At 70.1% G+C, this 8,277-nt stretch carries 6 protein-coding genes; 2 read left to right on the forward strand and 4 right to left on the reverse strand.

Annotated features, from left to right (window positions below):
- A partial coding sequence (locus BN11_RS23640; RefSeq protein ID WP_048697152.1) for an alpha-(1->3)-arabinofuranosyltransferase domain-containing protein occupies positions 1-3,642 on the reverse strand: 3,642 nt, incomplete at its 3' end.
- 74 nt (positions 3,643-3,716) lie between these two features.
- Here BN11_RS23640 and BN11_RS09895 point away from each other — a divergent pair.
- Both BN11_RS09895 and BN11_RS09900 read left to right on the forward strand, forming a co-directional pair.
- Positions 3,717-4,439, forward strand: a complete 723-nt coding sequence (locus BN11_RS09895; RefSeq protein WP_201329251.1) for a class I SAM-dependent methyltransferase — start codon at positions 3,717-3,719, stop codon at positions 4,437-4,439.
- 4 nt (positions 4,440-4,443) lie between these two features.
- Positions 4,444-5,307: a decaprenyl-phosphate phosphoribosyltransferase gene (locus tag BN11_RS09900; RefSeq protein WP_048697155.1), complete on the forward strand. Its 864-nt coding sequence runs from the start codon at positions 4,444-4,446 to the stop codon at positions 5,305-5,307.
- Between the two features lie 9 nt (positions 5,308-5,316).
- On the opposite strand, the gene BN11_RS09905 is transcribed toward BN11_RS09900, so the two are convergent.
- The 3 genes from BN11_RS09905 to BN11_RS09915 all read right to left on the reverse strand — a co-directional run.
- Positions 5,317-6,351: an NAD-dependent epimerase/dehydratase family protein gene (locus tag BN11_RS09905; protein WP_048697158.1), complete on the reverse strand. Its 1,035-nt coding sequence runs from the start codon at positions 6,349-6,351 to the stop codon at positions 5,317-5,319.
- 11 nt (positions 6,352-6,362) lie between these two features.
- Positions 6,363-7,418 carry an NAD-dependent epimerase/dehydratase family protein gene (locus tag BN11_RS09910; protein ID WP_048697161.1) on the reverse strand — a complete coding sequence of 352 codons (1,056 nt, stop codon included), beginning with the start codon at positions 7,416-7,418 and terminating at the stop codon, positions 6,363-6,365.
- Positions 7,415-8,277, reverse strand: an 863-nt coding sequence (locus BN11_RS09915) for a GMC oxidoreductase (RefSeq protein ID WP_048697164.1), incomplete at its 5' end; no start/stop codon positions are given. The genes BN11_RS09915 and BN11_RS09910, both read right to left, overlap by 4 nt.

Below are 8,277 nucleotides of genomic sequence, written 5' to 3' on the forward strand. Positions count from 1 at the left end.
CAGCCCCAGGCGGTATGGCCGGTCGGGTGTGAACTCGAGCACGATCCGACCACCGGTGCCGGCCGGCAGGACGAACCCCTGGCGCCACCCGTCGATTCCGACCGCCGGCAACTCCGCGCCGGCAAGGGTGGCGCGCCATCCGGCGTTGCGGTTCTCGGGCAAGGACAGCACGGCCGTGTCCCCGGGCCCGAGGTCCATGGTGCGCTCGGTGGTGGCCCAGGTCTGCACCGTCACGTCTCGGGTGGTCGCCGACGGCGTGCTCCAGCCGTGGGGAACAAGCCGGGCGCTGTGGACGACAAAGCGGCTGCTCGGCTCCCACCGGATGTCATGCCGGCCGGCCGCGAGCAGGATGGGGCCGCCGCAGACGGTGACGGTGAGGTCGCGGTCCTTGTAGACGTCGCCGAGCGTCCCGGTGACCTCGGTGTCGTGGGCTGTGCCGTCAATGAAGAGACGCGGGCCCAGGCCGCAGAGGGCGCCGGTCGGGTTGTCCAGGCGCGGCGCGTACGGATCCTCCGGCTGACTCCCGGTGAGGGTGAGTTCGGCCAACCCCAGGGGCGGATCTCCGGGTTGCCAGGTCGCTGGGAGGTCAACGCGGATCCGGAAGCTGGTGGCGGTGAGCGGAGCGAAGGTGGTCTCCCCCGGTCCGAGCGCCACCTCGCGTTCGGCTTGCGCGGTGGCGATGCCGACGCGCGCGGGAGTCGTCACCCTGCCACCGGCGCCAAGGACCGCGATGCCGCGCAGCGTCCGGCGCCCCGGGTAGGTCACGACCAGGGTGGCCGACCGGGTCAGGGTCTGCGTCGCCCAGAGGGTGTCATCTCGCCCGTCCATGGCGAAGGCCCCGGAGACGGCGGGGTCGTCTCCGAGGACCGAGGAGGCGACCACCTTCGCGGCTCCGCCGAGCGGCAGGAAGAGCTCGGCCGTCCCGGGACCGGCAACGGCGCGCGCGACTCCGGTCGCGACATACTCCGTGCGGCGCGGGACGGTGATCCGGCGACTTAGCCCTGCGGCCTCGACTGGCGCGCTGGAGATGCCGGGGTCGCACTCCGGCCGGTCGGCCGCCACGATCAGGCATGGCCGGCGGCCGGCGGGAGTCGCGAGGACGAATGCCTGCGGACCATCCGACGAGGCCGGCGGGACCTCGAGCCAACGCGCCGGTTCGATCCCGGGAAGCGTGATCTCCCGGATAGTCACCGCTGCGCGGTCGAGGTCACCGACCACTTGTGTCACCTCGACCGTCAACTCGCGGACTGCGCTGCCGCGCAGGCTGATTCGCGCCAGTCCCGTCACGGGGTCGACAGCGGCAAGCTGCGTCTGCCCGTCATCGGTCGCGACCTTGAGCCGTCTGATCGGCGCACCTTGCGAAGGGTTGACGCCCGCGGCGATGGACACTGACGGAAGCGGAACGGCCGTCGGCAGGGTGACCCGCACCCACTGCGCGGTCGGCGTCGAGAGCGGGTCGGATGCCCAGACCGTAGACATCGAGCCATCGACTAGGGCTTGTGGCCCCGACCCCGGTCGCAGCGGCCCGAGGACCGCAGGCGTGGCTTGGCTCGTCGAGGCGGAGACCTGCGCAACCCCGTCGAAGACGGCAACAGTTTCGGGACTACCGGGCACACCTCCGAAGTCGTGCACCGGCCGGTTCGTAGTCCACGCGTCGCGCGTCGTGAGCACCGGACCGACGGCATCGCGCACGCGACCGAAGGATCGCTCCCGGCGGGCCGGTCCGTCGGCGACAACGACCCCCGATGCCAGCCCGGGCACGCCGTCGGCGTCCCTGCCGACGAGGGCCACGCCGTCGCTGGGGAGGACACCCCCGGCGATTGCGGCCAGCACGGCCTCCGGACCGCCCTCGACCCGAATGACGCCGGAGCTCTCGGTCGCCGTCACCGATTGCGCGACATTTCGCTCTACCGACGTGACGGTGTAGATCTCGACCTCGGGAGTGGCATGGGCCGGGAAGGTGGCCGACTCTTCGATGCCGGGTGCCCGGCGCAAAGACTCAGCAACCCGGGCCACCACAGCTGGTTCGACGACGTGGTCGAGCACGTCGCGTCTGAGGACGACATTGCTTATGCCGACGCGCCGCAGGGCGACGACGAGACCCTGCGCCTCCCCCGGGTCCTCGGACAGGGATACGAGGGCATCCAGCACACGGATCGTCTGCGGCGGGGTCAAGGGAACCTGGCTGCGACTGACCCACGCCGTGTCGCCCCACGCCTGCAGGGGCTCGTCGATCGTCCGGCCCCATCGCTGATCACCGAACCCGGCGGCCGGCAGGACGAGCGAGCGCCCTTGTGCCGCATGGGTGTTCAGCCAGCGGCCAGCCTCGGCCCAAGCAGCGGGCGGAGTGGTCCACCCCGGCATACGTTGCGGCGCCAGCACGAATGGCACTAGGAGAAGCAGCGCCCCTCCCGCCCCGACGACGGCCAACCGGTGAGGGACCCGAGGGGCTGCCACGCGCTCGCGCTCCGCGATGCGCACCGCCAGCCACCCGAGGCCGACCGCGAGCGGCAGTCGAGCCAGGCCGTCGGCCTTGTGCACATTGCGGAACATCGCGAGGGTGCGGTCGAGGAGAAATTGCACGCCGGGCGCCAGCGGGCTGCCTGCCCAACCGGTGTGCCCGATACCGAGACAGACCAGGCCAAGGACGAGAAGGGTGAGGAGGGCACCGCGATACGGCAGCCCACGTTGGGCTAGCCCGACGAGACCCAGGCCCACGATCGCCGTGGTCACGAGGACACCGAGCGGTGTCGAATGGAGGTCGTAGGCGCCGGGCCACCAAGCATCACCAGCACTCGTGGTGAACGCGACCCAGTGATCGGCACCCCGGACCACGTTGAACCAGCCGAGCGGCGCGGTGGTCTCGCCCGAGGTTTCGATGACGTCGAGAAATCGCGGACTGAACCGGCCAAGCACGACTAGCGGCACGAGCCACCAGGCGATAGCTGCCCCGACCCCCAGCCCCGTCCACAGGGCGAGGCGGCCGCGGTCGCGACGATTGGCTGCGATCAGCACGGCGATGGCGGGGAAGGTCGCCAGGACGGCAACCGCGTTGACCCCGCCCATAAGCAGCACGGCGACCCCGGAGAGCACTCCGGCCGCCCGGGCGGACAGTCGGCCGGCTGCGTGAACCAGGCCGGGCAGGACAGCCCACGGCAAGAGCGCGACCGGCTGGACCTCCGAGGTGAGGAGCCCCGACAGACCCACGAGGCGGGGGGCACCGGCGTACGCCAGCCCGGCGAGGACCGCGGCATACGGAACGAAGGGCGACACCTCGGCCCCCGAGGCGGCCAGGGCGACTAAGACGCGCCGCATACCCTCGTATGCGGTGAGGAGCAGGACGATGGTCCAGCCCCGCTCGACGATCCAGGCAGGGATCCCGAGGGACTGCCCGAGGAGGGCGAACGGACCCTGCGGGAAGAGGTAGCCGTAGGCTTGGTTCTGCAGCTCACCGAAGGAAATCGTCGGATTCCACAGATGGAGGGAGCGTGCGAGGAATCGCCCAGGGTCGACCCATAGATTGAGTTTCGTGTCCCATGTCGTGGTGCCCACGCCCCCGCGCGCGCCGGAGACGACCAGGACAGCCAGGGCTACCCACTGCACGGAGCGCACCGAAGCACGGGTGGTGGCGTGAACAGCCACGGGCCCCCTTCATTGGCTACCGTCGAGTAAGGTTGCGCGCGAGTATAGCCACGACGCGAAGGCGATCATCCCCCATGCAGACCCGCGAACCGACCGGCAACGCGACCTTCGATTCGGTGTGGCCCATCGCCGAACCCGTCAAAGGCTGGCTCACCCGCGAGCAGGCCCGGCTCTTGTGGGACGAGGCGGTGGCCCTCCGGGGGCACCCGACCATCGTGGAGATCGGCAGCCATCACGGCCGATCGACGCTCATCCTGGCCAAGGCGTTGGCCGGCCGGGGACAGGTCATCGCGATCGATCCGTTCGTCGAGGGCCGCCTGTTCGGAGGGTCCGCCACGCGTGGCCACTTCGAGGCCAACCTTGCGCGGGCCGGGGTAAGCGGAGACGTCGACCTCGTCATGGACTACAGCACGCGGGTCCGCCCCAAGTGGCATCGCTCCGTCGACTATCTCTACATCGACGGCAAGCACGACTACTGGACGCTCGCGGACGACCTGCGGTGGGCGGATCACCTCCCCGACGGGTCGCCGGTGCTCGTCCACGACTGTTTCTCGTCGATCGGCGTCACCCTCGGCGTCCTCGCCCATGTCCTGCCCAGTCGGCGGCTGCGCTATGAGCGGCGGACCGGTTCGCTTGCGCTGTTCCGCATCGCGGCTCCCTCCCGCGCCGATCGACTCCGGATCCTCCGGGAGATCCCGTGGTGGATGCGCAATGTGGGCATCAAGGTGCTGCTCCGGTTGCGGCTGCGCGGCCTGGCCCAGGCCGTGGGGCACGATTCGCCCTACGACCCCTACTGAGCCGATGACGGTCGGTGATCTGCTGCGGACGGCACGGCCGCGGCAATGGACCAAGAATGTCCTCGTTCTCGCTGCGCCCGTGCTGTCCGCGCAGGTGGTCCACGGCGACGTCCTGCTGGCGACCGTCGGTGCCCTGGTGGCGTTCGTCCTCGCTTCCTGCGGTGTCTACTACGTCAACGACGCCCACGACGCGGCGCTCGACGCCGCCCACCCGACGAAGCGCCACCGCCCCGTGGCCGCCGGCCGGATCCCGGTGCGCACGGCATTCGCCATCGGGGCCGTCCTGCTCGCCCTCGGCATCCTGTGCGGCCTTCTAGTGCGCCCGGCCCTCGGCCTGACGATGGCGGTCTATGTCGTCGTCAACCTCGCCTACGCCTTCGTGCTCCGCGACGAGCCGATCCTTGATATCGCCGCCATCGGGTCCGGGTTCATCCTGCGGACCATCTCCGGAGGTGTCGCGGCCGGGATCTGGCTGTCCGAGTGGTTCCTCCTCGCGGCATCGTTCGGATCATTGTTCGTCGCCGCCGGCAAGCGGTATGCCGAGCGGCTGGACGAGACGATCGCTCCCGGGTCGACGCGCCGTTCGCTGACCCGTTACACCGCGACCTATCTACGCTTCGTGTGGACTTTGTCGGCCGGCAGCCTGGTCATGACCTACGGATTATGGGCATTCGACCAGCAGGCCACCCTCACCTCGAGCCTTCCGGTCTTGTCGATCGCACCCTTCGTCCTGGCCGTCCTGCGCTACGCGATGCACGTCGACGCCGGCGCGGGGGACGAGCCGGACGAGATCGTCCTGCACGACCGTTGGCTCCAGGGCCTCGGGCTAATATGGGTGGCCATGGTCGCCTGGCCACTATTCAGCTGACGAACCGCCTTAGCTCAGGAGCCGCTTACCGAGGCGCAGGACGCCTTGCCGTGCCGGTCTGCGATGGTGGCTCGGCGCGTTCCCCGAGAGCCGGTGACGGTGGGCCAGGAACCAGTCGTAGGAGTCGGCGAACATCTCGGCCGTCGTATAGCCAGCGCGCCACCCGAGTTCCTCTTGCGCCGGAGTCAGATCGAACCACATCTCGCGGCCGTACATCAGCCAGTGGTAGGGGCCGAAGGGCGCCAGGCCCAGCGCAGACGCCCCGCGCATGCCGATCGCGGCCGGGGTGAGCGGGACCGAGCGCACGCGGGCACCTGTCCCGGCATACATGCACAGATCCTCCAGGGTCTTGCGCATGGTCCCGAAGACCTCGGCCCCGATGTTGTAGGTGGCCGAGCCGGGCCGGTCACCGGCTCGGAGGCAGGCGTCGGCAAGGTCGTCCGCGTGCACGAACTGGTAGCGATTGTCACCGCGCCCGAGGACGGGCACGGCGGCGCCGTCGGCGATCCAGTCGAAGAGGATCGCGAAGATCCCGAGCCGCCCGTGGCCAAGGATTGTCCGCGGCCGCACGATCGAGATGTCGAGGCCGCGCGTCGTCGCTGCCGCGCAAAGCAACTCGGCGTCGTACTTGGCCCGCCCGTAGGCCTCCATGGGGTGGGGAATCGTCTGCCGCGTGACGGGATTGTGAGCGGGTACCCCGAACACCGCGGATGAGGAGGTGTGGACCACCTTGGCGACGCCGGCGTCCTCGCACGCGCGCAGCAGCGTCGCCGTCCCTCCGACATTGACCGACTCGAAGAGGCAACGGTCACGCGCAAGCGGTACCTGTGCGACATTGTGGAAGACGACATCGACCCCCGCCACTGCTTCGCGGACAAGCGGTGCATCCGTGATATCAGCCCGGACGAACTCGACGTCCGCGGGCCGGTCGTCGGCATCGTTGAGATCGAGAACTCTCACGCCGTCCCCGCGCTCATGCAGGGCACGCACGAGAATCGACCCGAAGTATCCACTGCCTCCGGTCACTAGGGTCCGCCGACTCATACCCACCTCCCTCAGAGCTGGATTCCGCGTGCCTGGCACCAGCGGACGGCCTCGCGCATGCCCTGGGCAAGGGCCACACGGGGACGGTAGCCGAGGACATCGGTCGAGTGCGCAATGTCGCAGGCGATGGTCTTGTTCGTCTCGCCGAGGACGTGGAGTCCTTGGACGTACCGCCCCCGCCTCTGGAGTAGCCGATCCCCACGCTCGGCCAAGCGCCCGATCAGGGCCGGCAGCGCCAAGGTGTGTGGGCTGACGGCATAGCCGGACTCGGCGAGGACCTCTCGCACCGTCGCGACGACGTCGGCCATCTGATACGGCTGCGAGTCTGCGATCCAGAAGGCGCCTCCTCGGGCCTGCGGCACGCCGAGCGCGAGCAGGATGCCGTCGACGAGATTGCCGGTATAGACCATCGATCGCTGTTGCTGCCCACCGCCGAGCACCGGGAACCGCCCGGTGCGCACGAGGGCGAAGAAGGTTGTCTGCCGCGCCGGTTGCCACGGCCCGTAGAACCATGGCGGGCGCACGATGACCACGTCCTGGCCAGCCTCAACGGCATCGCGAACGGCTAACTCGGCGTGCATCTTCGACGCACCGTAGCCGAGCCAGGGCGCGAACGGCTCGTCATGACGGAAGCGGTCGTCCGGCCGCGGGTTGACGCCGAATGGGGAGTTCGACGAGATATGGACGATCCGCCCGGTGGCCGCCGCCGCAGCCTCCTTCAGGAGCACGTTGGTGCCGCCGGCGTTGACCCGTTCGAAGTCGGCGACGGTCGCCGGATGGATGACTCCTGCGGCGTGGACAATCGCGTAGCCGGTGGCTCCTCGCAGCAGCGCTGAGACCGCGTCGGGGTCGGCGATGTCGCCGACGTGAATCTGCGCCGTGGGCGCTAGCTCTCGGACATCGGGCACCTCGCCCGCCGATCCAAGGAGAACGCGCAGCTGCCGTGGCGTCGACCGCCCGGTCGTGCGCTCGGCCTCGTACCGGGCCAGCAGGGCACGGCCGAGCCAGCCACCGGCCCCGGTGATGACCACCCCGGGGACGGCCGGGAAGACAGGAGCGTCGGTCACCGGAGCAGGTCCTCCATCGTTCGATGTGCCAGGGCGAGAATGGTGCCCTGCGGGTTGACGCCCGGGGCGTCGGGGATCACGGAGGCGTCGCAGACGCGCAAACCGTCAACTCCGTGCACTCGCCCCCGGCTGTCGGTCACGGAGGTGTCCGGGTTCGAGCCCATCCGCGCGGTCCCCATGAGGTGGACGGTCATGACCGTCGCATTGGACCGGCCGATCGCGGCCACGGCAGCGGGGATACCCGCGGGCTGGTCGACGGCCGGAGCGTTGGCGTAGGAGGGGTAGAGCCGAGTGGCTCCCGCCGCGAGCAGCAGGTGGAGCAAGCGGCCCATCCCACTGCGGAGGGCCGCAATATCCCCGCTCGTCAGCGCGTACGTCACAAGCGGGTCGCGACGGCCGCGCAGCAGGCGCACGCGTCCGCGCCCGGCACTGGTGATCGCCGCGTAGTAGGAGCCGAGTTCGCGCCAGTCACCCAGCGCCGCCCGGACGTGAGCGGGGGTGTCGGCGAGTTGGAGGGCCAGCAGGCTGGGGGCTCCGGCGCTGCCACCCAGGCTCAGCCATGGCGCGAACTCCTTGACCTGATATGTCGGCACGTCGAAGGGGTCGTTGACGAGGCCCGGCACGTGGGCCACCACCTTGACGGTCGGATGCATGGCGAGGTTCCGGCCGACGGCCGGGCCGCCGAGCTGGCTGCGTAGGAGAAGGGCGGGCGTCTGGGTTGCCCCCGCGGCGACGATGACCGTGTTGGCCGTCACGCGGGCGCGCCGACCCGAAAGCTCTTCGACCTCCACGGCCCGGGCCCGACCCCTGCCGACCTCGATGCCGAGTGCTCGCGTACCGGTGCGGAGATCGGCGCCCG

Origin of the sequence: Nostocoides australiense Ben110 (assembly GCF_001050535.1) — a bacterium.
GTDB classification, from domain to species: domain Bacteria; phylum Actinomycetota; class Actinomycetes; order Actinomycetales; family Dermatophilaceae; genus Nostocoides_A; species Nostocoides_A australiense.